We start from the raw sequence: 20,533 nt of genomic DNA on the forward strand, positions 1-20,533 counted from the left end.
GGTCGGCTTCACCAAGGATTAAAGGGGCACCCACCGGCAAGTCCGGTCGCTGCCTCTTTTCCTATTTCTGAACGCTACCCACGTCTTGGTTCTAGCAACTCAACAACAGACAGTGCAGTCTCCCCACCAACCAACTTCAAAGCAAGCTCTGCCCGGGCAGCCAAGTCGAGTGGACGAATTCCCTCGGTAAGCGCAGCGTGCGCCAACCTGTCTAGACCGGCACCGACCAAGGGGGCGCCGATACGTAAGGTGGCTTGCAAGGCCACGCCCTTGGTTGAACCGCCATGTAAAACGATGTTTCGGGTCCGGTACAACCTTCGTAAAGCGACCCTGAATGTTTTGACCGCCTCGTTCAGCTCCCGACGTGGATCGTCAACGACGCGAGCCATCCGGTCGACTGCTGCCATGTCGCTGTGCCGTTGAAGCTTGCGTCCGGACGGTCGGGGGCGCAGCGATCCGGACTTGAGTCCTTCCGCCACTGTTCGCGCTCGCTCGATATTGGTAGTACAGCCGTCCAAAGCTGCGCTGAGCTCATCAGGCTCCGTCGGGCTATGACGGTGTGCCAACGCCGTCAGTTCGGCTCGCGGCCAGGAGCAGGCGATGATCGCAGCGAGGCGATCGGCAGCGACGGCCTTGCCAGAGCGCTCTTCTTCCTGGGGATCGTCAGGGTGGGTCAACAGCGATTCCACGGCCGCCCAGCCGCCAGCGACTGCAGGGCCTAGAGCGCCCTGGTTGAGCGGCGCCGCCAACTCCAGCGCGTCATCAATCAGCCTCCGCTCTCCATCGACTCGATAGAGGTGCCCCTCGTGAACCAGAGCGAGAATGTTAGCTCCCCGGGCTGGAGGGAGCAGTGAAATCGGTTGAGGATGACCGCCGACCCATATATTTGGCGCAGCGACGATGCCGCCGCGATTGCTCCGCTGGAATGACGAGCGCGCTACCATCCGCTCGACCATCTCGCGGGCCTGATTAGCCGCACCATACGCATCCAGCGCGTTCATTTGGTAGCGGAAGCCCCCACCAACCCGGAGGCCCTTAACACTGAAATTGTGCTCTTTCAGCCATTCGATGACTTTGCCTTTGGCGGTCCAGTTCGGCTGCTGCTCGGCGAGGGGTCGCTCCGGCACAGCAAGTAGGACCACAAGCACATCGAACGAATGCTCAGACGCTTTCGCTAACGTCGCAGCGGATTGCACGACCTCGAGCGCGGTTGCCTGGCGCGCATTGAGCTCGCTGGCCCAGGCCGCAAGATGGTTGGCGTCGTAGCCGAGATCCAAAAGGTGCGAGGCAACCGTCCGTGCAAGCCTCTCCGGCTTGGGCCGTTCATCGGGAGTTGTATCAACCGCTGCCGCCCAACGATCCACATAGCCCGAACGTGCATGCTCGATAAGCTCCTTGAGCCGCCGTCGAGCTGGGCTCGGATCGGGCAATGGCGCGGCGAGCAGAGTCGTCAACTCTCTGCGGAGCTCCTTCTGTCCTAGTCCGACATCAGGACCAACGATCGTCCGCAGCTCGTTACGCTGCCAGTCACAAGCGGCAGTCGAAAGTACTTTTTGCGCTGCCCAAGAGCCAGCCTCCCACAGTTCCTCCAGCCCCAATAGCGAGCCAACGTCCCACAGCCTTCGTGGCCAGGGGGTGCCATCAATCGTGAAGAAGTCGATCATGCGAGCGATGGCATTGCGGTCGTAGGTCACGGATGATGCCGGCGCGGTGGGGGTGGCCACGTGCGTAGGCTAGTTGACAAGGCGTTCCTGACCACGTTCCGCCATGCACCAGCGAGTACTGTATGATTACCGGCAGACACAGAGGGGCACCCGCCGCGAGGCTACTGCCCCTCTTTTTCTTTGCTCTGCTTCTGTCGAGGTAGCAACTGGCGGCGGCCGGCAGGCACTGGCTTGACCAGCAGACGCCTCGAACAGTTAGCTCCTTCTCGCAAAGATTGTCCGGATCATGCAGTGCGGTGAGCCTCACCTGGAGTCAAGCCGACTCCAGGTTCGGCGAGAATCTCACGTCCAGCCTCCGATCCAAGGCACGGGCCAAGCGCTCCAGGACCGGTAAGGTCGGTACGGTCCCGCCTGCCTCGAAGCGAGCCACCGCGGACTGAGTCATGCCGGCGGTGCGGGCCAACTGGCTTTGACTCCAGCCGTGCCCTTCGCGCAGGTGGCGCACCTCCTGCCCAAGCTCGAAGGCGATCCGGGTGGCCTCGTAGGTCTCGGCCGCCCCTGGCTCCGCCATCCGGCGCTCACGCAGGTCGTTCCAGTCCAGGCGATCACTCATAGCATCAATGCTATGGGATGAGGGGGTGCGAGAGTGCTCCCAGCGTAAGGTTGAAGACCATGGAGCAGCGGATCAGCCTGATCACCCTGGGAGTCGCGGACGTAGCCCGCGCGAGAGCCTTCTACGAGCAGCTCGGCTGGCGAGGCCAGGAGGTCGAGGAGACGGTCTTCTTCCAGGCCGGCGGCCTGGCCCTCGTCCTCTGGGGCCGCGACAAGCTAGCCGACGACGCGGGCATCGAAGGTCCGGGCACCGGCGCGATGGCCCTCGCCCAGAACGTCCGCTCCCAAGCAGAAGTCGACGAGGTGATCGCCACGGCGACCAAGGCCGGCGCGACGGTGACCAAGCCAGCTCGGGAGACCTTCTACGGCGGCTACGCCGGCTACTTCGCCGACCCGGACGGCCACCTCTGGGAGATCGCCTGGAACCCCGGCTTCACCCTCGCGGACGACGGCTCCCTCACCGTCCCCGACTTCAGCGCCACGAACTGAGATTCAGCGCCATGAACTGAGCATACGGCAGGCAGAGACGTCGATCAGGGCGCCGGAGACGGGCAGAGCAGCGGGTCCAGCACCGGCAGCTGAACAGGGTCCAGGCAGATAGCCAGCAATCCCGGATCCGGCGAGGGCGTAGGCGTCGGCGTTGCGGTCGCAGTTGGCACCGGCGAGGCCGACGCGACGGGCGGCGTAGGAGGAGCCGAAACGGGCGGGGCTGTCGTCGGCACCGAAGTGGCCGACGGGGTCGGCACGACGGACGGCGTAGCGGCCGGCGGCAGGGCCACCGCCACCACCGGTGACGGCACTGTGGAGACATCTGCCGGGGCAGACGGCCGGACAAGCGGGACGGACGGCGGGTTCCATACGGCGCTGTCGGCCGAACCGACCCTCGACCTGGGTGCCACCGGACCGGTCGGAACAAGAACCGTCCCAGCCGTCGGCACGTCCAGGGCGACGATCTCCGCCAAGGGCACCGGCCCGCGAGGACCCCATGCGCCAGGCCCCAGAGCATTGGGCCCCAGAGCACCCGGGCCGAGCGTCACGACCACCACGGCGGCGACGGCGGCAGCGCCGAGCGCCCGCCGGTCGGGGCGTACCGCCGTCAGCGGCGCGTCGTCGGGGTCCACCAGCAGAGGAGGCGCGGGCGGAGCGGCCCGGTGTGCGGCCAGCAGCGCGTCCATCTGCGCGATGACGGCAGCGCGATCGTCGGCAGCCGCGAGGGTGAGATAGAAGCGGAAGTTCACCACGGCACCGGCCGGGACCAGCAGCCCGTCAAGTCGACAGCGGTCCGGGAGCAGGGTGACCGGCACATCGGGGTGGTGGGCGGGGCCGATCAAATCGGCGTACCGCCACTCGCGCCGGTGCTCCCGTCCGCCGAAGGCGACGCGTCGACTGGTCACCACGGCCATGCCGCTGTCGACGATCCGTAGGCCCGGCGGCAGGTCCTCGGAAGAGGGCTCAGCGAAGGAACATGAGCCGCCCGGCCTGGGCAGGCCGGGGACGTGCCGCGCCTCCGCCTCTACCAGCGTGGCGACGGGGAGGACGCGGAGGACGAGTTCGTCGTCGTCGAGCTCCACCGGTAGGCCGGTGCGGGGCTGCGTACACCCGAGGAAGCTGGCGGCTTCGATGCGGAGCCGGGCCAGGTGGTCGCCGCGGTGCCGCCAGGCGTCGGTGGCGTCGCGGTACGCGCGCTGCCGGCGCTCGTTTTCGCGCTCGGCCCAGGCGATCCGCCAGGGGGCACAGGCCACAGAGGTCACGGTCACACGCGGTACAACCGCTCACATACGTGACAGGCAACGCGACCGGGATCGATGCATCCCGTTGCGCCCGAAAGGAGAGAATTGACGGGCACCGAAGCCCCCGTTGCCGGGCTAGCCTGCGCGTGATCCCTAACAGCGGAGGAGCTTCCTGGTGCTCGATGACATGCGCGTGCTGCGGGCGGCGGTACGCGACTATCGCCTGGCGGCGACGGCTGCCGGCCTCGACTGGCCGGACTACGGCGAGTCGCCCGCCGGGCAGCCACCGGCGCAGGTCACGCGGATTTTCGGCGTGGATCATATCGCGGAGCAGTTGACCTGGTTGCACGCGCAGCGCTGGCCCGACCGGCAGGTGCTGCCCGACGTGGGGTGGCTGATGCCATGGCCGGAGGACGGGGACGCGCTCCACTATCTGGGGTTGTCGATCGGCACGCCGTTTCCCTGGCGGCACCAACTGCCATTGTTCTTCTTCGATGTCGTTCTCTACACGTTCGTGCTGGCCGGCGACCACGAGGGTGAGATCTGGCGCTACGAGATCTCACCCGACGCCTGGGACTCGGTTCGCGCCGCCACCAGCCTGGCCACCCTCTTCGAACAATGGACCAGGGGAATCGCCGCCGGGGTGGTCGTCTACGACGAGCAGAGCAAGTGGCTCCTGGTCCGCGACCTGGACTCCGCTCCCGACCTCGACCCGCTGGCCTTCCCGGTGGCCCCGCTGGAGGAGACGCTGCTGCGAGCGCGGCAGCGCGAGTGCGGGGTCGACAAGGCCATCGTCGAGGACGGCTTTTCGTACACCGAGGAGTTGTCCGACGCCATCGACGCCGCCAAGGCGTCGATCGGCGCGTAGTCCGTGCCGACGGCTGTCCGGGTGGGCACCCGAACAGCCGCCGGCCAGGCCGGACGCTACGAGGCCGGGGCGATGACTACGGGCGCAACGAGGTGAAGAACTCCCTCAGCTCACCGGCGAGCAGATCCGGCTCCTCCAACGGCATGAAGTGCCCGCCCCGGCCCGGTTCGCTCCAGTGCCGGATGTCGGTGCAGGCCCGCTCCGCGATCGAGCGGGGGAAGTTTGCCTGCACGGGTTCCGTGCTCACCGTGAACGCGGCGGGCACGGTGATGTCGGGTCGTGGTGTGTTGTGGTCGAAGTCGGCGTACTGCCGGAACGACGAGCCGATGGTGCCCGACACCCAGTACAGCGTGATGATGGTGAGCAGGGTGTCCCGGTTGATGCTGTTTGCCAGGTCGCCGTGGTTGTCGCTCCAGTCCCGGTACTTGTCGACGATCCACGCGGCCAGCCCGGCGGGCGAGTCGGCCAGCGCCGCCGCCAGGGTGTCCGGGCGGGTGCCCATGATGGCGCTGTAGCCGCCGTCGGTCTCGTCGTACGCGGCTTCGGCGTCCAGGAACGCCTGCTCGGCCGGCGACAACGGACGGGCGTCGAAGCTGGCCGGGAACGGTGGATGGATCATGTGGATGCCGGCCACCTGCTCCGGGTACAGGGCACCGAGCCAGCCGGTGACCACTCCACCGACGTCGCCGCCGAAGGCACCGTAGCGCTGGTAGCCGAGCACGTCGGTCATCAACTCGTGCAGGGTCCGAGCCAGCAGCGCCCGGGTCACCGGCTCGTTCGGCGCCTCCGAGAAACCGAAGCCGGGCAGTGAGGGCACCACCACGTCGAACGCGCCGCCGGGCCGGTCGGGATCGGTCAGTCGATCGACCAGCGGCAGCATCTCGACGAAGCTGCTGGGCCAGCCGTGGCTGAGGATCAACGGCAACGGCGCTGGCGCGCCGGCCGGGCGCGCGGCCCGGACGTGTAGGAAGTGCAGCTTCCGGCCGCCGACGAGGGCCAGGTGCTGGGGGTACGCGTTGAGCCCGGCTTCCCGAGCCCGCCAGTCGAAGCCGTCGTGCCAGTAGGACACCAGGTCCCGCAGGTAGTCGGGATCGACGCCGCCCTGCCACGGTTGGGTGCCGCTGCGGTCGGTGAAGCGGGTACGGGCCAGTCGAGCCCGCAGGTCGTCGAGAACCGCATCGGAGACGTCGATGCGGAACGAAGAGACAGACATTGGTCCTCCGGAAAAGGAGGGCGCTCCCCGACGCGAGAGGTCAGCTGAGGGGGACGGCGGAGAGGAGCGCCCAGGAATGACGGTGGATGGTCACCGGGCTCACCTCCTCTCGTGGCTGACGACGATCACCGTACCGGACGGTGATCAGCCGGCTCGTCGGCGGTACGGCTGCGGGCCGTGGGTCGGGAACCGCGACTGGGTACGCGGTGGGTACGCCTCGCAGTGCTCGACCCAGTGTTCGGCGGCGGTGGCCAGGGCGTCAGCGGAGACGGTGAGGATCAGCGGGTAGATGGCGCTGGACGGCCGGCGCATCCACGGTGGCAGTGACTCGGCGGAGAACTCCACTGTGAGCTCCAGCCGACGGCGGCGCAGCACCCGGCTGCGCAGGGCCAGGTTGGGTTCGGTGAAGCGGACCGTCGCCGGTGGCGCGCTCAGCCCGAGGGCGGCGGTGGCCTGCCCGTGCAGCCAGCCGCCGAGCGCGCGGGCCTCCTCGACCATGAGGCTCGGGTAGTGGTGTGACCAGGTCTGGCCGTCGGCGGTGCGGGCGTCCACCTCGATGAGCAGCCAGTCGTGCCAGCCGGGCGTGGCCCCGTCCAGGTCGTCGGGCGGGTCGATGCCGGGCTGGTAGCCCACGGGGCGTACCCGCACCCGAGCGCCATCGTCAGACCGGATCTCCACACGATCATTCTGGCCGAGCGAAGCGGACTTCAGGCCCCGAATCGGTCACTTCGTGATGGTCCGCCGCACGCCCTGGTGCCCGGCGCAGGCGTTTGACCGGCCACCGGCCAGGCTCACCGAACCGTCGCGGCACTGCACGAGGTAACCGCGTCCGGCCCAGAACTGCGGTACGCAGTCGAACCAGTCGCACACCTCGACGGCCGGCTTGCGGATCCGCGTGCCGCCACAGAAGTCGTACCCCAGCGGGTTTTCCGGTGCTCCGCAGCGGGAGCTCTGGGTCGCGCTGGGCGACGGGCGTGGTGACTTTGTCGGCTTCGGCGGCGGGGATTTCAGGGCGAGCGCCGGGCCGATCCGCGCGGGTGCGGCGCTGACGGTGGGTGCCGGGGTGGCTGCGGCGGCGACCTCCGCGCCACCTCTCGGGTCGGACGGGTTCGACTCGATGAGTGCCGCCGGCACCAGCAGCGCGATGGCCGCCGCCACAGCGATGCTCCTGCGGCCACCGGGCACGAACGACGACAGTCGGGCCTGCCCGGGGGTGGCCGCGGCCGGCCGGAACGGCTTGAGCTGGGCGTGCTCGGCGATCAGCTCGTCGAGTTGGGCGATCACCGCCGCGCGCTGTTCGATCGCGTCGGCGAAGGCCAGGGTGAGCTTGAACCGGAAGTCCGGCGCGGCGTCGGTGGGCAGCAACAACCCGGAGATACGCCGCCGGTCCAGCACCTGGATCAGGGTGACCGGGGCCGCCGGGTCGTGGGACAGGCCGGTTATTCGGCCGTACGCCCAGTCGCGCCGGCCCCGCCCGCCGAGCAGCACGAGTCTACGGCTGGTGATCACGGCCATGCCGGCGTCGGTGACGCGTACGCCGTCCGGGCGGCGCGGGCGCAGCGGCCCGGTTCCCGGGGCGACGGTGAGGTCCGGCGCGGGCAGTACCGCGGTGTGCCGTACCTCGACCAGTTGCGCCGCGGGTAGCACCCAGAGCACCACCTCGTCGGCGGCCAACTCCAATGCCAGCCCGGCGCCGGCGGCGGCCGAGCCCTGGAAGTCGGCGGCCAGGGCGCGTAGCCGCCGTAACTCGTCGTCGCGTCGCCGCCACGCCGTCTCAGCGCCGCGGTACGTGCTGACCCGCCGCACGTTCTGCCGGTGCGCCCACCGGTACCGCCAAGTGGAACCCGTCGAATCAGTCTTCGCCACGCCGACTCCTTCGCCGCGCAGGCCACCAATCTGGGGTGTCACACGGTTTAACAGGTGCGGCGCGGCACCCGGAAACGCCGAAACGGGCGAACTACCCGATCGGCGGAGCAACCAGCACGATAGGGGGATACTGATGCCGACGTTCATGTTCTCCGAGGGGGTGACGGTCGTGCCGGCAGTCACGCTGCCCGGGGTCGTGATCGGGGTCGACATCGGCACCACCAGCACGAAGGCCGTCGCGTACGACACCGACGGGCGGCAGCTCGGCAGTCACCTGGTCGGCTACCCGCTGGACAACCCGCAACCCGGCTACGCCGAGCAGGACCCACAACTCATCCTCGACGCGGTGCTCAAGTCGATCAGCATGGTCGTGGCCGAGCTGGTCCAGCCGGTGGCCGGGCTGTCGTTCGGCTCCGCGATGCACAGCCTGATCGGGTTGGACCGGGACGGCAATCCGCTCACCCCGTCGGTGACCTGGGCCGACTCGCGGTCCACCCGGCAGGCCGAGCGGTTGCGGGCGGTGCCGTCGGGGTTGGCCCTGCACCGGCGCACCGGCACGCCGATGCATCCGATGTCGCCGCTGCCCAAGCTGCTCTGGTTCGCCGAGCAGGAGCCGAAACTCTTCGAGCGGGTGGCGCACTGGGTGGGCATCAAGGAGTGGGTGCTGCTGCGGCTCTGCGGCGTGCTGGTCACCGACCACTCGATCGCCTCGGCCACCGGCCTGCTCGACATCCACGAGCTGAAGTGGGATCACGAGGCGCTGACCATCGCCGGCATCACCCAGGAACAGCTCCCGCAGCTCGTCGCCACCACCGCCGTGCTGCCGAACCTCACCCCGCAGGCCGCGGCCGAGACCGGCCTGCCGCAGCGCACCCCGGTGGTGGTCGGCGCTGGCGACGGGCCACTGGCGAACCTGGGTCTGGGAGCCGTGCACCCCGGCATGGTGGCCTGTTCGATCGGCACCAGCGGCGCGATGCGGGTGATGGTCGAGCGGCCCGGCGTCGACCCGCTCGGCGGGGTGTTCTGCTACGCGCTGACCGAGCACCGCTGGGCGGTCGGTGGCGCGATCAACAACGGCGGCATCGTGCTCAAGTGGGCCGGCGCGGCGCTCGCCCCGGACCTGGGCGAGCACTCCGAGGAGGACCTGGTCGCCCTGGCGGCCCGCGCGCCGGTCGGCTCGGGCGGGCTCATCATGTTGCCGTACCTGCACAGCGAACGGGCACCACACTGGAGCGCCCTGCCGCGCGGAGCGTACGTGGGGCTGACCCACGCCCACCGCCGCGAGCACCTGGTGCGGGCCGCGTTGGAGGGCGTCTGCCAACAGCTCGCGCTGGTGCTCAGCTCGGTACGCGCGGCCGGCAACGAGGTCCGGGAGGTCCGGGCCGGTGGCGGCTTCGCCCGCAGCGGCCTGTGGCGGCAGATGCTGGCCGACGCCCTCGGCCTGCCGGTGAGCTTCCCGGCCGCGCACGAGGGGTCGAGCTTCGGAGCGGCGCTGCTCGGCATGGAGGCGCTCGGGCTGATCCCCAGCATCGACCTCGCCGCCGACCTGGTGCGGATCGAGGAGACGGTCCGCCCCGACCCGGCCGCCGCGGCCACCTACGCGGCGCTGCTGCCGCTCTTCGCCGAGCTGTACGAGGCCCTCACGCCGACCTTCACCTCGATCCGCCGGATGGCACCCGGCCTGCCCACCAGCCCCGAACCGTCGGCGTGACCGGGTGCCGGGTCAGGGCGCCTCGACCCCGGCGATCAGGTAGCGCCGCACGTCGGCGTCGAGGATGGCGACCTCCTGCGCGTCGTCCGGCCCGGAGCCCCGGAACGCGGCCAACTGCTCTGGTGACTCCCAGCGCTCGTAGACGTGGATCCGGCCGGGCTCCAACGGGTCGGCCGCCAGCAGGAAGTCGAGGCAGCCGGCGGTGGCGCGCGCCCGCGCGATGACCTGTTCGCAGTCGGACAGGTACGCCTCGCGGGTGGCCGGTTCGACAGTCAGGCTGCCGGCGATGATCAGCACGGGTCCTCCGGGGTGAGTGGCTGAGTGGCTGACCTTTGCTCTGCACCCGCCCGTGCGCCAGGCACGGTCCGTAACCGGCGCATCGGCGGGTGCAGAGCAAAGCGGTGATTACCTGTGGGTCACAGTTATACCTGCGGGCCACCGCGGAGGGGGACGTTGCCGCCCGGACGGGTGACGCCGGTCCCGCCGGTCCCACCCGCCCCCGGCGCTTCATATCGTGCAAACGTGAGAAAAAGCGACAAGAGGCGCTCATCTTCCCTGCTGGGGAACTCTGCCCGCGTACCCCTGAAGGTGTTGACGGCGGCGGTCGCGCTCGCGGTGCTCGCGACGACCGGGCCGGCCACCGCGGACGGCCCGGGCCGCGCGCCCGTCGCGGACCCGGCGCAGACGACCGAGCCGGGGTACGGGGTGGAGCCCGGCGACGGTCAGAGCCACGAACCCGGGGTGGACCCGACGCCGGAGCGCCCGCCGACCAGTGAGGTGTCCTGGCTGTCGTTTCCCGGCGGGGTGTTCGCAGTGGACTCGCTCGGGCACACGGTGCGCTACCGCGCCTGCGACGGCGACACCGGTCGGGTCGCCGACCCGGGCATGCGGGTCGCCGCCGGGGTGGCCAGCGGCGCTGTCGTCGTCGGAGGCACCGCCTACCGCTACCGGGTGCCGCTGGTTGGGCGCAGCGAGGGCACGCTGGAGGTGATCCAGCGGCACCGCCCGCCGACGACGCTGACCGGAGTGGTGGTGACCAGCCCGCAGCCACCCACCGACCCGGTCGCCGGGGCCCGGCTGTTCCCGCTCAGCGGCCAGCTCGCCCGGGTCGTCGCCGACGCGAGCCTCAACCCGGCCGGGGTCACGGTGCGCGACCTGTCCGGCCGCTACGGCGACCAGCAGATCGCCGTCAACGGCTCGCTGCGCCCCAAGGCGGCAAGCGTCATCAAGCTGTGGATCCTCGTCGAGCTGCTACGTCGGGTCGACTGTGGACAGGTATTCCTCGACGACGGTGTGCTGGTCTCCCCGGAGGACGTGGTCGGCGGAACCGGCCAACTGCAGTTCGAGACGTTCCCGCAGGTGGTCACAGTGCACCGGCTCGCCCAGTACCTGATCAAGTACAGCGACAACGTGGCCGCGAACGTGCTGATCACCTACCTGGGTGGGTTCGCCCCGGTCAACGCGCTGATCGACTCGATGAACCAGCGGTCCACCATCCTGGCCCGGCGGATGCTCGACAGCGCGGCGGCGCAACGCGGCGAGGAGAACTACACCAGCCCGGACGACGTGGTGTCACTGCTCGGCGCGGTCTGGGACGGCGAGATCCTCACCCCCGCCTCCCGCGACCTGATGATCGGCTTCATGCGGGAGCAGACCCTGAACACGAAGATCCCGGCGGCGTTGCCGCCCGGCGTGCCGGTGGCTCACAAGACCGGTGACCTGCCGGACGCCTCACACGACGTCGGCTACTACCTGATCCCCGGCACCGAGACCGCCGTCGCGTTCCTCACCGCCGGCCCCATGGCCACCGGCGACGAGACGGTCCGGCGGATGGCCCGCACCGTCTACGACTTCCTGGTCACCCCCACCGAGGGGGCGGTCGAGGAGTGAGCCGCCCTCAGGCGCCGGGAATGTTCGCCGGCGGGTCCTCGCCCACCAGGTCGGCCGCCGGCGGGTCCGCCGACACCGGCAGCCCGAAATCCGAGTACGTCAGGTCGAGCTGGGCGGTCTGCGACTGCTCGCTGGCCAACTCGATGCGGTAGCGGACCAGCCGACCCTGCTCGTCCACGGCGGCGGTGAACGGGACCGCCCCCGCCCGGTCACCCAGCACGTTGCCGACGCCGCTGCCCAGCACCGCGCCGCTCTGGCGCAGGTCCAGCGTGCCCGCGTACTCCCGCTCGGCGGTCAGCCGGACCCCCGTCGGCGCGCCCAGCGTGCTGGCCAGCCGGGTGTTGTCCAGGCCCTGCTTGGCCGCCGGGGCACCCGCTCTGCCGACGTGCCACCAGGTCTTGCCGTCCCAGACCGGGACGCGGCGGTCCGGGGCGGTGACCCGCACGTACACGTCCGGCCCGGTGGTCAACCGCTCGATCTTCACCACACCGGTAGGAACCTTCAGCGAGGTGGTCTCCAGACCACGCTTCGCCTTCGGGTCCCAGAGCAGCACAGTCGCGTCCCCGTCCGTGCCGCCGGTGCCGACCGTCAGCTTGTACGGCTGCTCGTCGGCCTTCGCGGCGGCGGCCTTCAACACACCGACCGGGTCGGCGCTCGCCGACGCCGCCGGACGACCCGGGCCCGGGTCGTCGTCGCCGGCGGCGACCAGCGCCCACGCCCCGGCACCGACCGCCACCACGAGCACTGCGACAAAGGCGATCAGCTTCGGTTTCGGCACTGTCATCTCCCCCGGGCGGTGCGGTCCGGCCAGACTAGCCGGACCGCCCGTCGTCACGCCCGGCTGATCGCGTTGGCGTGGATGGCCTCGTGCAGATACGCGGCCAGCCCCGGCGAAATGTTCTCGTAGTGCGCGGTGAACCGCTCGTCGGCCAGGTACATGTCGGCCAACCCGGTCTGCATCTCGTACGAGCACTCGTAGAACCAGCGGCTGATGATCTGCCGGTGCTCCTCGGCCAACTCCATCGCCTCCGGGCCGTCGGCCGGGGCACCCGAGGCCATCACCGCGACGATCCGTCGACCCCAGTCCTCGTTCTCCGCCTTGATCCGTAGCCAGTCCTCCTTGCCGTAGCGGGAGGCCCGCCGGTTCGACTCCCGGTACGCGTCGGTGTCACCCCAGCGCTGCTCCGCCTCGGCCCGGTGCTCCTCCGGGTCGAAGTCCCCGAAGACCTCGAACCGCTCCTCCGGCGTGAGTTGAATGTTCATCCTGCTCGCCTCCATCGCGAACTCGATCGCCGTGACCATCTCCTGCAACCGTGTGAGCCGTACCGTCAGCAGTTCGTGCTGCCGGCGCAGGTGCGCGGCCGGATCGGCCGCCGGGTCGTCGATGATCGCGGTGATCTCCTCAAGCGGGAAACCAAGCTCCCGGTAGTACAGGACGAGTTGCAGCCGTTGCAGGTCCGCGTCGTCGTAGCGGCGGTAACCCGCCGAGGTGCGCCCGCTGGGCGAGAGCAACCCGATCTCGTCGTAGTGGTGCAGCGTCCGCACCGTCACGCCGGCCACCTTCGCCACCTGACCCACCGTGTACGCCATGGTCCCCCTCCCTTCCGGGAACCAGGCTCCTGCCTGCCGCTACGTGAGAGTCAACTCTGATTCTGGCCCACCATGGCGGGGCCGTCCGGCCGCCCGTACAGATAGCCCTGGCCTCGCGGGCAGCCGATCGCGGTGACCGCCTCGTGCTGACGCTCGGTCTCCACCCCCTCGGCGACCACCGCCAGGTCGAACGCGCCGGCCAGGCGGGTGACCATCTCCACCGTCGCGTACGCCCGGTCGTCGGTGCCCAGTCGGGCCACGAACGACCTGTCGATCTTCAGCTCGGTGGCCGGGATGCGGTGCAGGTAGCTCAACGACGAGTAGCCGGTGCCGAAGTCGTCGATGGCGATCCGGATGCCCAACTCCCGCAGTTGGTGCAGCCGCTCCAGCACCGCCTCGGTGCCCTCGATCAACGCCGACTCGGTCAACTCCAGGGTCAACGCCCGTGGTGCCAACCCGGCGGCGCTGGTCGCCGCGGTGACCGTGGCGATCAGATCCGGCCGGCGCAGGTGCGCGGCGGCGATGTTCACCGCGACCGTCGCCTCCGGCATCCGGCCCCGCCAGGTGGCGGCGGCCCGGCACGCCTCGTGGATCACCCAACGGTCGATCGGCAGGATCAGCCCGGTCTCCTCGGCCAGCGGCAGGAACCTCGACGGCGACAACATCCCCAGCCGGGGGTGCCGCCAGCGCACCAGCGCCTCGGCGCTGCGCACCGCGCCGGTGGTCAGGTCGACGATGGGTTGGAACTCCAGGTGCAACTGGTCCTCGTCGACAGCGCGGCGCAGGTCGGCGATCAACTCGGCGCGGGAGACGGCCGACTCGCGCAACGCCGCCGTGCACGTGCGGTACGCGGACTTCCCGGCCGCCTTGGCCGCGTACATGGCGATGTCGGCGTCGCGCAGCAGGTCGCTGTGGGAGGCGTGCTGCGGGCCGTACTCGGCGATACCGATGCTCGCCGACGGGTGCACCCCGACGTCCTCCTCGTCGTCGGAGGGCCGCAACGCGTCCAGCAGCCGCTCGGCGAGCCGTTCGGGTGACACCGGCCGGTCGCCGTCGACAAGCACGGCGAACTCGTCACCACCAAGCCGGGCGATGGTGCCGTCACCGTCCACGGCAGTGTGCATCCGGGCCGCCAGCCCGGTCAGCAGGGTGTCACCGGTGGCATGCCCGAACCGGTCGTTGACCTGCTTGAACCCGTCCAGGTCGAGCAGCAGCACCGCCACCGGTCGCCCGTCGCGCAGGGCCAGGCGCAGCCGCCGGTTGAACAACAGCCGGTTGGGCAGCCCGGTGAGCTGGTCGCCGTACGCGAGCCGGCGCAGCCGGGCCACCAACCGCAGGTTCTCGTTGGCCGCCAGCCCCTGCCGGACGGCGAGGGCGGCCAGCAACACCATCATGGTCACGAACACCAGCTGCGGGGTCTGCCCGGTGGGCCGACGGGCCAGCACCACCGCGAAGATCGCCCCACCCACCGGCAGGTACGGCAGCGCCACCCGCCACCAGGGCGGCAGCGGCGACTCGGCGGTGTCGTCGGTGCCGTCGCAGTCCGGTGGCGGCGGGTTCCGGGTGGCCAGGCCGATCAGCAGGTAGCTCAACGGCCAGCACAGGTCGATCGGGTGACCGGCGGTGTAGTCGGCGCGGGCGACCAGCGACACGTAGACGACGTCGGCGACGACCCGCAGGGTGAGGCTCGCCGCGAGGATCGTCATCGGCCGCCACATCGGCCGGGCCGGCCCGGAGACCGCGACCAGGATGGTGAGCTGCATCAGGTCGAACATCGGGTAGAGCAGCCCCAGCGTGCGCGCCGGGTCGGCCAGCTCGGCGGCGGCGACCCCACGGAAGACCAGCACCCAACCGATCGGCACCAGGGCCAGGGCGACGATCACCCCGTCCAGCAACGTACGGGCCCGCCCCACCGCGGTCCTCGGTGCGGACGGCGAGCTGAGCAGCGCGGCAGTGCCGGTGAGGATGCCGGCGGTGAAGACCACCCCGACCACCGGCGTGTGCGGCAGGTCACCGCCGACGAGCCGCTGCGCCGTCCAGATCGCCCGACCGATCGCGGCCAGCCCCATGGTGAGAGCGAGCAGCGTCCAGAACCGGCGCAGCGGCGCAGGATGCCGACGGGCCACCCCGACGCACGCGAACGTCGCCCAGCCGGCCACCAGCATCCCACCGAGGTCACTGACCAGCGCGGCACCGGGCAACGCGGCAAACAGCCAGCCCGCCTCCAGCAGGATGACGGCAGCCGCGACGAAAGCACCGGCGGGGTTCAGCGTCCCCGCAGCCTGCTTTCCGTCCTGTCGGGACACGGTCGCTCCGGCTCTTTCGTCGTGCGTGCACCCTCGGCGGCGCCGGTCCACGGCAAACCCCGAAAGCCTAACCAGCGCCCAGAAAGGCCGCCAGAGCCGAACGTTCACCCCGCTGCGGCTCCCGCCTCCGGTCAGCGGCCAGCAGATCGGTTCCAGGGTGAACGGGGCAAGGCGGTGCCGGCCAACGGACGGCGTGCGCGGCGGCGTCTACGCCGGCCGGGGGTGCAGGGCGGGCGGGCAACGGTGTGCACAGCCACGTCGACCGAGGACGTCTGTCGACCGATCAGCCAGCAGAGGAAGCGTTCCATCGTCGGATCAGCCGACCGGGAGGCGCTCGGCGTCGGACCTGGCAACCTCGTACTCCGCCCCGCAGAACGTGCACTGCTGCGCGTACCGGGTGCGGATCGGGATGAGGGGAATGAAGAAGACTGTGAATTTCGTCGAGCGGCGGGTGATCACCTGCGCGGCCTGGTTGCCGCAGTGGCGGCAGACCTGCTGCACGACACCGGACCGGTCGACCTTGGTACGCAGACCAAAGATGAAGAACATCGCCAGCCAGTACCCACCCAACCGCGAAAAGTCACCAGATCCCGGCAGCAGATCAGGGAAAGCCGGGCGACGGACGTACAAGATCGTGCTCGATCCTGGATGTAGTGGCCTCCGGGGCGAACGAGGCCACTACATCCCTGATCGAGCACGATCAAGGCAGGCGATCAACGCATGACGATCACGGTGACGCGACCACCGTGCGGCTGTCAGCCTGCCGGCGCGGGCTCCAGGCCGGGGATCTCCTCGGAGAGCCAGATCGACTGCCAGTTCCGCATCTCGTGGAAGCGGCGCAGCTCGAACAGCCCGGCAACCGACCCGCTCCAGGCCCCGTACGGCGGGTTGGCCTCGTCGAAGCCGCTCTGCACGAAGGTCAGCGTGGTCCGGCCACCGGACTCGGCCAGCTCCCAGCTCGTCACGCCGGTCGGACCCCAGTCGACGGACATCCGGCGGCCGGGCTCCAGGTCGACGACCTTGGCCGCGTAACCGGTCTCGAAGCCGCCCATGGCGTACCGGCCGCCGACCCAGGGCTCGATGCCGATCGGGTAGCCGAACCAGGCGCTGGCCTGCTCGGAGTCGGTCAGCGACTCCCACACCTTGTCGGCGGGGGCGGCGATGACCAGCTCGCCCCGCAGGTCGGCGGAGGTGAAGTCGGTGCGGGGCAGCAGTGGCTTGCCCTCCAGGTGGGCGGCCAGGTTGGCGATGGACAGCGCCCAGTACGTCTGGAGCACGCCCCGGATGGTGGAGCCGCTCATCGCCTCGGCGAAGTCGAAGTGGCTCTGGATCAGCGTGAGCACCGTGCTGTCGGCGCCCTCGGCGGTCAACTGGAACTCGGTGGTGGTCTCCACGCCGTCGAGCAGCCAGCCGAAGCGCAGCGTGTCGTCGTCGGCGTGCAGCAGCCGCTGGTGCGGGGCGTCGCCCTCGGGCGTGTAGCGGCCCCAGAACTCGTACCGCCGGGGCAGCTCGACCTCGGCGTGCTCGGCCAGCCAGAGACGCAGCTCGGCCGGGTCGGTCAGGGCCTGGCGGACGCGCCCGACGGGCGCGGAGAGACGGGCCTTGACCTTCATCGGCTCACTCATTGTCGTTCCCTTTCGGATAGCAGGCGACGGCCAGCTTGAAGGCATCTCCTTCGCTGCCGCCGTAGCGGGTGAACAGGTCTTGAAGCGCGGTCTGCAGGTCGTGCAGGAACTGCTGACGCTGCTCGGCCGGCACCCGGATCTCGCCGGAGACCCCGATCGAGGGCAGCTCTGGTGCCGCCCGGTCCAGGCCGGCGATGTCGGCCTGGACCTCCTCCATCAGGTCGAGCAGGTAGCCCAGGCTCAGTTCGTCGCGGGCCCGTCGCAGGCCGATCCGGCCGACGAGTCGCGGGGAGAGCCAGTAGGAGCGGGCGGCGGCCTGGTAGATGCCTTCGGTGATGCCGCGGACCTTGCGTTCGTTGACCAGCTCGACGAGGCCAGCCGCGACGAGCTGCTTGACGTGGTAGTAGACGCGCTGTGGCGTCTGGTCGAGTCGGGCCGCGACCTCGGTGCAGGTGCGCGGCTCGGCCAGTTGCCGCAGCACCTCGACGCGATGCGGCTTGAGCAGGACTTCGGCCTGCTCGATCTGCTCCAGGTACAGGACGTCTCTCATGGCAAAATCAGTTTGTACGTACAAAACTTCTTTGTCAATCGCTTCGCGAGAAGCCGCGCCGACTTCTTTCGACGCGGCTTCAGGCGACGGTCAGCAGGTGATCAGGGCAACCAGTCCGGTCGCAGCGGGTAGCCGCTCACGCCGTTCGGGCCGTTGTGGGTGGCCAACACCTGGTGCAGCTGAATGCCGTTGCGCTCGAACGCCATCCGCGACCCGGCCATGTAGAGCCCCCACACCCGGGCGGTGCCCGCGCCCACCTCCGAGACGCAGAAGTCCCAGTGCTCGACCAGGTTGCGACACCAGGCGGCCAGCGTCAGCGCGTAGTGCTGGCGCAGGTTCTCCTCGTGGTGCACCTCGAACCCGGCATCGTGCACCTCACTGATCAACCGGCCCGGACCGGCCAGCTCACCGTCCGGGAAGACGTACCGGTCGATGAACGCGCCCGAGCGGTGCGGCGCCCGGTTGTCAGCGCGGGTGATGCAGTGGTTGAGCAGTCGCCCGCCCTGCCGCAGCCGACTGCGCAGCGACCCGAAGTAGGCCGGGTAGTTGCGCACCCCGATGTGCTCGGTCAACCCGATGGAGGAGATGGCGTCGAACTGCTCGGCCGGCGCGTCCCGGTAGTCGAGGTATCGCACCTCCGCCAACTCGGTCAACCCCTCCCGCTCGATCGCGGCCTGCGCCCACTGCGCCTGCGCCTTCGACAGGGTCACCCCGAGCGCCTTGACGCCGTACTCGCGGGCCGCATGACGCACCATGCCACCCCAGCCGCACCCGACATCCAGCAGCCGCATCCCCTTCTTCAGCGCCAGCTTGCCCGCGACCAGGTCGTACTTCGCCGCCTGGGCCTGCTCCAGCGTGTCATCCGGGGACCGGAACACCGCGCAGGTGTACGTCATCGACGGACCCAGCACCTTCTCGTAGAAGGCGTTCGACACGTCGTAGTGGTGCGAGATGGCTGTGCTGTCCCGCACCCGCGAGTGCCGCATCCCGTTCATCACCCGCTTCCAGCGGGGCTGCGCCTCCTGCGGCGGTGCCGGCGGCGGCATCAGCCGCTCCCAGCCCAGCCCACGGACCAGCGCCAACCCCTCGGCCAGCGACGGTGGGCGTAACCGCAGCTCGTCCTTGAGCACCCGCAACGCCTCGTACGGGTCACCCGGGTGCACGCCCTGCAACGCCAGGTCACCACTGACGTACGCACGGGCCATGCCCAGGTCGCCGGGCGCCGTGAGCAGGTACGAAAGCCCACGCTCGGAATGGATCGCCAGGGTGATGCCGGCGTCGGACGGGCCGACGGCGCTGCCGTCGTACCCGGTGATCCGCACCGGCAACGGCCCCGTGGTGACCGCGCGGATGACATCCGCGACGGTCGGACCCGTCTGCCGGCCCCCCGCCGGCGGGGTGGCGGGAACGCTCGCCGCCCCCTGATCTCTGTCGGTCAGGCTCATGCTCGTGCTACCGCCTTTTCGTACAGTCCCGTCAGCCGGTGGTCCGGGTCGTAGCGGTCTTTCACCGCGCGCCACGTGTCGCCGCCGTAGAGGCGATCGAAGGCGTCCCGGTCGTAGTACGCATCGGAGTAGAGCGACTTGTGCCCGCCCGACTCCGACACCCTGCGTTCGATCGTGCGGTTGACGTCGCCGTCGGCGGCGCCCGGCGCGATCGGCACGCTCCCCCAGAACCCGATGTTGACGTAGTCCTGCCCGGGCCGCAGCGGATACAGCGGCCAGGACCGCGCCGAACCGGGCCCCGCCGGCTCACGCAGTCGCAACGGACACAGCCACACCGGGTTCATTCCCACCCTGCCTGCGAACCAGCGCAGGAAGTCGGCCGTACGGTCCAGCGGGATCTCCACGTCCTGCACGACCCGCTCCCGGGCCGGTTGCCCGCGCAGCCGGTCGATCCGGGCCGCCACCTGGTGGCGGTGCTCCAACCGGACCAGTCGGTGGTAGAAGTCGCTGCGCCGGTAACGCGCCGGCCAGAGCCTGCGCACGACCGGGTGCTGCGCGCCGAACGCCGACGAGCACCAGAACCAGTCGGTGTCCCAGCGCCACAGATAGTCGTACGCGGTGAGCACGTCGCGGGTGCGCTGGCGCAGCGACCGGTAGTAGATCGACTGACCGGTGTAGTCGCTGGGCGGGTCGGCCCCGTCGGTGAACGTGGCGAAGACCAGGTACGCCTCGCCGGGGCTGAACATCACCCCGTCCATCGCGTCCACCGGTTCGCCGGCCCAGGACCGGGTGGCGGTCACCTCCGCGATCGCGTCGGTCAGCGCCTCCAGTTGGGTGAACCGGACGTTGCGCAACGCCACGTACCGGCCGACCGGTTGCAGCTCGATGCGCAGCCGGGTGGCGTACCCGAGGCTGCCCAGCGAGTTGGGGAACGCGGCGAACAGGTCGGCGTGCTCGCCGTCGGGTCGGGCGGTGATGATCTCGCCGGAGCCGGTGAGCACGTCCAACTCCTGGACGGACTCGTGCGGCAGTCCGTTGCGGAACGAGGTCGACTCGATCCCGAGGCCGGTCACCGCGCCGCCCAGCGTGATGGTGCGCAACTGCGGCACCACGAGCGGCATCAGGCCGTGCGGCAGCGTCGCGTCGACCAGGTCCTCGTAGGTGCACATGCCCTGCACGTCGGCGGTGCGGCCGGCCGGGTCGACCGACAGCACGCCGTTCAGGCCACTCACGTCGAGCCCCGGAGTCCGGGGAGCGGACCGGGGGCGGAACAGGTTGGAGGTGCGTTTGGCCAGCCGGACAGGCTCGCCAGTGGGCACCGCGGCGTACGACCGCCGCAGCGTGTCCACCGCTTGATCATGGTCAATTGGGTGATCCACACGCTCAGCGCGCATGTGATCACCTTACGCTCGCCTTTTGGAAACCGTGGGATGTCGGCGGTGGCAGTTTCCCGTCCGCTGGCA

19 protein-coding genes are annotated in these 20,533 nt (G+C 70.0%); 4 read left to right on the forward strand and 15 right to left on the reverse strand.

What is annotated here, in order from left to right; genetic code table 11:
- Positions 1-74: 74 nt before the first annotated feature.
- Together ABZU43_RS06440 and ABZU43_RS06445 are read right to left on the reverse strand one after the other, a co-directional pair.
- Complete coding sequence (locus ABZU43_RS06440; RefSeq protein ID WP_355005509.1) at positions 75-1,724, reverse strand: integrase; 1,650 nt, start codon at positions 1,722-1,724, stop codon at positions 75-77.
- A gap of 253 nt (positions 1,725-1,977) precedes the next feature.
- On the reverse strand, positions 1,978-2,277 hold the full coding sequence (locus ABZU43_RS06445) for a helix-turn-helix transcriptional regulator (protein WP_355005510.1): 300 nt from the start codon (positions 2,275-2,277) through the stop codon (positions 1,978-1,980).
- 59 nt (positions 2,278-2,336) lie between these two features.
- Between ABZU43_RS06445 and ABZU43_RS06450 the strand changes: the two genes are divergently transcribed.
- Entirely contained in the window at positions 2,337-2,765 is a 429-nt protein-coding gene (locus ABZU43_RS06450; protein ID WP_355005511.1) for a VOC family protein, read from the forward strand.
- A gap of 44 nt (positions 2,766-2,809) precedes the next feature.
- On the opposite strand, the gene ABZU43_RS06455 is transcribed toward ABZU43_RS06450, so the two are convergent.
- Positions 2,810-4,033, reverse strand: a complete 1,224-nt coding sequence (locus ABZU43_RS06455; RefSeq protein ID WP_355005512.1) for a hypothetical protein — start codon at positions 4,031-4,033, stop codon at positions 2,810-2,812.
- Between the two features lie 148 nt (positions 4,034-4,181).
- Between ABZU43_RS06455 and ABZU43_RS06460 the strand changes: the two genes are divergently transcribed.
- A complete protein-coding gene (locus ABZU43_RS06460) occupies positions 4,182-4,874 on the forward strand; it encodes a hypothetical protein (RefSeq protein WP_355005513.1) in 693 nt (230 codons plus the stop codon).
- A gap of 76 nt (positions 4,875-4,950) precedes the next feature.
- Here the strand turns inward: ABZU43_RS06460 and ABZU43_RS06465 are convergent, their stop codons facing one another.
- The 3 genes from ABZU43_RS06465 to ABZU43_RS06475 all read right to left on the reverse strand — a co-directional run bounded on the left by ABZU43_RS06465 (position 4,951) and on the right by ABZU43_RS06475 (position 7,953).
- Positions 4,951-6,087, reverse strand: a complete 1,137-nt coding sequence (locus ABZU43_RS06465) for an epoxide hydrolase family protein (protein ID WP_355005514.1) — start codon at positions 6,085-6,087, stop codon at positions 4,951-4,953.
- A 144-nt stretch (positions 6,088-6,231) separates the two neighbouring features.
- Complete coding sequence (locus ABZU43_RS06470) at positions 6,232-6,765, reverse strand: hypothetical protein (protein ID WP_355005515.1); 534 nt, start codon at positions 6,763-6,765, stop codon at positions 6,232-6,234.
- 45 nt (positions 6,766-6,810) lie between these two features.
- Positions 6,811-7,953 carry a hypothetical protein gene (locus ABZU43_RS06475; RefSeq protein WP_355005516.1) on the reverse strand — a complete coding sequence of 381 codons (1,143 nt, stop codon included), beginning with the start codon at positions 7,951-7,953 and terminating at the stop codon, positions 6,811-6,813.
- Positions 7,954-8,086: 133 nt separating this feature from the next.
- Between ABZU43_RS06475 and ABZU43_RS06480 the strand changes: the two genes are divergently transcribed.
- Positions 8,087-9,664, forward strand: coding sequence for a gluconokinase (locus tag ABZU43_RS06480; protein ID WP_355005517.1), 1,578 nt, complete (start codon positions 8,087-8,089; stop codon positions 9,662-9,664).
- Positions 9,665-9,676: 12 nt separating this feature from the next.
- Here the strand turns inward: ABZU43_RS06480 and ABZU43_RS06485 are convergent, their stop codons facing one another.
- The gene (locus ABZU43_RS06485; RefSeq protein ID WP_355005518.1) at positions 9,677-9,961 is read right to left on the reverse strand and encodes an antibiotic biosynthesis monooxygenase; all 285 of its coding nucleotides are present in this window, start codon (positions 9,959-9,961) and stop codon (positions 9,677-9,679) included.
- A gap of 294 nt (positions 9,962-10,255) precedes the next feature.
- Here ABZU43_RS06485 and ABZU43_RS06490 point away from each other — a divergent pair, with 294 nt between their 5' ends.
- Entirely contained in the window at positions 10,256-11,554 is a 1,299-nt protein-coding gene (locus ABZU43_RS06490; protein ID WP_355005519.1) for a serine hydrolase, read from the forward strand.
- A gap of 7 nt (positions 11,555-11,561) precedes the next feature.
- Here ABZU43_RS06490 and ABZU43_RS06495 read toward each other — a convergent pair whose 3' ends face one another.
- The 8 genes from ABZU43_RS06495 to ABZU43_RS06530 form a co-directional block, all read right to left on the reverse strand.
- Positions 11,562-12,332 carry a hypothetical protein gene (locus tag ABZU43_RS06495; protein ID WP_355005520.1) on the reverse strand — a complete coding sequence of 257 codons (771 nt, stop codon included), beginning with the start codon at positions 12,330-12,332 and terminating at the stop codon, positions 11,562-11,564.
- Between the two features lie 53 nt (positions 12,333-12,385).
- A complete protein-coding gene (locus ABZU43_RS06500; protein ID WP_355005521.1) occupies positions 12,386-13,144 on the reverse strand; it encodes a MerR family transcriptional regulator in 759 nt (252 codons plus the stop codon).
- A gap of 50 nt (positions 13,145-13,194) precedes the next feature.
- Positions 13,195-15,450 carry an EAL domain-containing protein gene (locus ABZU43_RS06505; protein ID WP_355005522.1) on the reverse strand — a complete coding sequence of 752 codons (2,256 nt, stop codon included), beginning with the start codon at positions 15,448-15,450 and terminating at the stop codon, positions 13,195-13,197.
- A gap of 315 nt (positions 15,451-15,765) precedes the next feature.
- The gene (locus ABZU43_RS06510) at positions 15,766-15,999 is read right to left on the reverse strand and encodes a zinc-ribbon domain-containing protein (protein WP_355005523.1); all 234 of its coding nucleotides are present in this window, start codon (positions 15,997-15,999) and stop codon (positions 15,766-15,768) included.
- A 206-nt stretch (positions 16,000-16,205) separates the two neighbouring features.
- Positions 16,206-17,075 carry an SRPBCC family protein gene (locus tag ABZU43_RS06515; protein ID WP_355005524.1) on the reverse strand — a complete coding sequence of 290 codons (870 nt, stop codon included), beginning with the start codon at positions 17,073-17,075 and terminating at the stop codon, positions 16,206-16,208.
- Positions 17,068-17,625: a helix-turn-helix domain-containing protein gene (locus ABZU43_RS06520; protein ID WP_355005525.1), complete on the reverse strand. Its 558-nt coding sequence runs from the start codon at positions 17,623-17,625 to the stop codon at positions 17,068-17,070. Before ABZU43_RS06520 ends, ABZU43_RS06515 begins: the two co-directional genes overlap by 8 nt.
- 101 nt (positions 17,626-17,726) lie before the next feature.
- Positions 17,727-19,070 (reverse strand): class I SAM-dependent methyltransferase, encoded by a 1,344-nt coding sequence (locus ABZU43_RS06525; protein ID WP_355005526.1) that lies wholly within the window; start codon positions 19,068-19,070, stop codon positions 17,727-17,729.
- On the reverse strand, positions 19,067-20,464 hold the full coding sequence (locus ABZU43_RS06530) for an FAD-binding oxidoreductase (protein ID WP_355005527.1): 1,398 nt from the start codon (positions 20,462-20,464) through the stop codon (positions 19,067-19,069). Before ABZU43_RS06530 ends, ABZU43_RS06525 begins: the two co-directional genes overlap by 4 nt.
- Positions 20,465-20,533: the final 69 nt, after the last annotated feature.

Source organism: Micromonospora sp. NPDC005205 (assembly GCF_040608275.1).
Taxonomy (GTDB): domain Bacteria; phylum Actinomycetota; class Actinomycetes; order Mycobacteriales; family Micromonosporaceae; genus Micromonospora.

What these genes read in the sequence shown, in the direction of transcription:
- ABZU43_RS06520 (WP_355005525.1), bottom strand. Translation starts at nt 17,625, where the DNA reads ATGAGAGACGTCCTGTACCTGGAGCAGATCGAGCAGGCCGAAGTCCTG.
- ABZU43_RS06515 (WP_355005524.1), bottom strand. Translation starts at nt 17,075, where the DNA reads ATGAGTGAGCCGATGAAGGTCAAGGCCCGTCTCTCCGCGCCCGTCGGG.
- ABZU43_RS06465 (WP_355005514.1), bottom strand. Translation starts at nt 6,087, where the DNA reads ATGTCTGTCTCTTCGTTCCGCATCGACGTCTCCGATGCGGTTCTCGAC.
- ABZU43_RS06500 (WP_355005521.1), bottom strand. Translation starts at nt 13,144, where the DNA reads ATGGCGTACACGGTGGGTCAGGTGGCGAAGGTGGCCGGCGTGACGGTG.
- ABZU43_RS06530 (WP_355005527.1), bottom strand. Translation starts at nt 20,464, where the DNA reads ATGCGCGCTGAGCGTGTGGATCACCCAATTGACCATGATCAAGCGGTG.
- ABZU43_RS06510 (WP_355005523.1), bottom strand. Translation starts at nt 15,999, where the DNA reads ATGTTCTTCATCTTTGGTCTGCGTACCAAGGTCGACCGGTCCGGTGTC.
- ABZU43_RS06525 (WP_355005526.1), bottom strand. Translation starts at nt 19,070, where the DNA reads ATGAGCCTGACCGACAGAGATCAGGGGGCGGCGAGCGTTCCCGCCACC.
- ABZU43_RS06480 (WP_355005517.1), top strand. Translation starts at nt 8,087, where the DNA reads ATGCCGACGTTCATGTTCTCCGAGGGGGTGACGGTCGTGCCGGCAGTC.
- ABZU43_RS06450 (WP_355005511.1), top strand. Translation starts at nt 2,337, where the DNA reads ATGGAGCAGCGGATCAGCCTGATCACCCTGGGAGTCGCGGACGTAGCC.
- ABZU43_RS06445 (WP_355005510.1), bottom strand. Translation starts at nt 2,277, where the DNA reads ATGAGTGATCGCCTGGACTGGAACGACCTGCGTGAGCGCCGGATGGCG.